Origin of the sequence: Winogradskyella undariae (assembly GCF_013285155.1) — a bacterium.
Lineage (GTDB): Bacteria > Bacteroidota > Bacteroidia > Flavobacteriales > Flavobacteriaceae > Winogradskyella > Winogradskyella undariae.
Genome location: NZ_JABTEL010000039.1, coordinates 1 through 3,325, shown reverse-complemented (window position 1 = coordinate 3,325; position 3,325 = coordinate 1). Strand labels below are relative to the sequence as shown.

At 28.8% G+C, this 3,325-nt stretch carries 2 protein-coding genes; both read right to left on the bottom strand.

Features of this window, described 5'->3' with window-relative positions; translation table 11 throughout:
* Positions 1–76 precede the first annotated feature (76 nt).
* Positions 77–796 carry a TlpA family protein disulfide reductase gene (locus HSX10_RS18490; RefSeq protein WP_173589736.1) on the bottom strand — a complete coding sequence of 240 codons (720 nt, stop codon included), beginning with the start codon at positions 794–796 and terminating at the stop codon, positions 77–79.
* A 722-nt stretch (positions 797–1,518) separates the two neighbouring features.
* Positions 1,519–3,066 (bottom strand): SNIPE associated domain-containing protein, encoded by a 1,548-nt coding sequence (locus HSX10_RS18485; RefSeq protein ID WP_173589735.1) that lies wholly within the window; start codon positions 3,064–3,066, stop codon positions 1,519–1,521.
* Positions 3,067–3,325: the final 259 nt, after the last annotated feature.

Genomic DNA, 3,325 nt, shown 5'->3' with positions numbered 1-3,325 from the left:
ATGATAATAATTACAGAAGTACTTTAGCAATAAATTAATAAGTTTTTACTTGTTTTTTACCACAGTACTTTGTTGGCTACAGTAATTTTATGATTATTCTTTCAAAATATTCAATCGCCACATTAACATCAGTATCCAAATGACTTGGTAGTGGACCTTCTATACTTGTAATTGTTCCGTTTTTGTCAATGAAAATATTTTCTGGATAAGGATATGATGCTATTTCCTTTATAAAAGGCTCAACATTTACTATATGGTTGAATTCAAATTCCCGTTTCTTTAAAAATTTCCGAACGTCTTCTTCCTTTTCAAAAGTTAAAGCTACAAAATTGACTTTTTCAGAATATTTCTCCTTTAATCTATTCAGAGCTGGCATTTCAGCGATACAGCCAGGACATTGAATAAACCATAGATTTATCAATGTCGGTTTATCTTGTTTTCCACCAATTGTTATTTCTTCTCCATCAATTGATTTAAAATTCTGTACAGGAATTTTCATTCCAATTTTTTTATAATCTTGGGCTCGAACTATATATTTATCTCCAATTCTCATATCATACTTAAAATTCTGAATTATCGAATCGGCAGATTTATCCAGTTTAAAAAATTTCCAAATTATTTTCGGTTTTTCGATTGAATCTTTATAATTTAAATAAAAAGATGTTTGAAATTCTTGAAATTCCGCTTTGTTCAATAATTCTCCTGTAAATTGGTTTCTATAATAATTTGGTTCAGGTCTTTCATTATTGCAACTAATTAATAAAGTCAAAATTAAGATTGTAAAAAGTCGTTTCATTTGAGGTAGTTTTTTTTTATTGTAGCCAACGTGTTTGTGTATGAGTTAGTTGCGTGGTTTGGCAACTAAGTTACTAAATATTTACGGAATAGAAAATCCGAGAGGATTTTCGTACGTAAGCTCTATAAAGCAATTAATTATACACGGTGTTAACTGTAGTAATTACATGGTTTTTATTTATTTAAGTGTTTTCGATTTCTTGATATTCCACAATATTTATATTCCGATGATTCTGAATTAATTTTAATTATTAAACTTCTAATTTATAAAAAAAAATCGAGCGATGCTCGATTTCCGTTAAGTTCGGCTTTTGCAAACTTGCTAAAATTCCGACTGAGTGAATTTCCGCAGTTTTCAATTCGGATTTGAGTGAGAATTCGGATTGAGTGAGATTCCAATTCTAATTAATCAAACGAGCTAAAATTCCAACGTATTTTTATTCAGATTTCGAGTGAGAAATTCGTGCGTTGTGTTTATCAATCTAACGTTTTAAAATTCAGAATTCGAGTGAGATTTTTGCATTCAATTCGGCTTAAGCAACTTGATTTTTTTTGCTTAAAGTTCCGAATTTGGTTGCGCTGCGTTATTACAGTTAACGGTTTTGTATATGAAAAGTAGCGGATTTTACTCACTAACTTTTCGGATTATAACTGACCTTAAATTTATAAAATTCATTTTCGTTTAAACACGTAAACCGCTATTTTTTATATACGTTGTTGTGGTTAGTTATTTGTTTCTTCTAACTGTCTTTTTTTCATTTCTACACTTTCTCTGTATTCTAAAGCTTCTGATTTCATTGTCCAATGTGCTTCTAATTCAAATGTGTCAACTTTGGCTTTAATTTCACTAATTGGAATTGAGAAGAATTCCTTTCTGTAATTTACCTTATTAACTCTTTCTGAATTAAAAGTTTCGTGTAATTCTTTTTCTAATCTTGGTGCATCTTCTGAATGAATCATTGCGTGAACGTCAAATGTAAATGGAACAGACGCATCTCCTAACTCCTTAACTCTGTCTAAAGGCTCTAATCTTCTCGTAAGTCCAATTTTAAATACATTCTCTCCAAATGAACCAACATTTGAAATTATATAAACGTGTCCTCTTTTTGTTTGTTGAGCCATAGATAAAGCCCTTTGTCCTTTTTCTTCGGCTATTAATAATTTTTGTTTAATTTCTTCTAATTCTTGCTCAAATTTTGCTCTGTCTTCGTCTGCAACTTTCAATAATTTTTCTTCAATTTCCTTTCTTGCTTTTTCGAGCATTTTTTCTTCCTTTTCTACTTCTTTTCTTGCTCTTTCAAAATCTCTTCTTGCTTTCTCTTCTTCTCGAATTGCATCTCGTATTTCTCGTTGTTCTTGTAAATCTTGTTTCTTTATTTCGTGAACAGTAACAGCTAATTTTAATTGTTCTAATACAGTTTCATAATATCTATTTGTAATTCTTGCATTTCTAAAAGCTTTTCCATTATGATTTACAAGACGAAAAGCATCTTTTAACGATTGTTGAAGTTTGCCATAATTGTCGTGCTTAACTTTAGCCAATATAGTATCAACTTTTCCATTAAAAGCATCTAATACAAATTCTATTGCAGTTATTTTTCTATGAGTTTCAACATAATCACACTCTGCAACTTCATTGTTTTTAATCATAGATTTTATTAGTGTTCTAATTTGTGCAAGTTCTTGACCAGCTTTTTTATGATTATATTCTTCTGCTAAATCGTCTAAAAGTGAATGGTTAGGAATTAAATATTCGTCTCCATATCCTTTAATGATGTTTTTCATTGCTTTTACAGTTTTTTGATACTGTTCAGCATTATTTTTAGCTTCCCAAGCTTCTCCTGCTATATTTTCCGCTTTTGTATTAGCTTCATTTTCAATTTTTGTTGCAATTTGATGAGCATTTTCTAATATAATTTCAGCTCTGTTTTTTGTTTCAGTTGCTTTTTCACGAGCTTCTTTTCTTATAGCATTAGCTTCTGATTTTGAAGTTTCAATAACTTCTTCCATTTCAATCGTATTTTTTGCAATCTTTTCTACAATTTCGTTAGAAACTCTTTTCAATTCTTCTTCAATATTCCTAATTGGCTCATATTTCTTTAGATATTCCGTAGATTCTTTATAAACTGAAAAGTCATTTTTTTCTTTTTCTAACTCTTGATTTAAAGTTGAGTTTTCTTTCTCCTTTTTATCTCTTTCTTTTTTTATTTTAGAGTTTTTTGAGAGTAAAACAATAATAATTATAATACAAATAATTAGTAAAAATGTCATTTCAGTTTCGTTTTTTAATTAAGCACAATCTTTATATAATTATTGAATATTCAAAAATGTTGAATACCTACAATTTTTAAAAATATTTCGTTCGAATATTATAAATTTATTTATATTTTATTTACGGATTTCCGTAATTTGATTAATTGTTCGAATTTCGTTTTAATTAACCACAACGAGTATGTATATGGTTTGTTGCGTGTTTTAAGCACCTAATTTAGCAAATAAAAACCGAATAGAAAATCCGCGAGGATTTTCG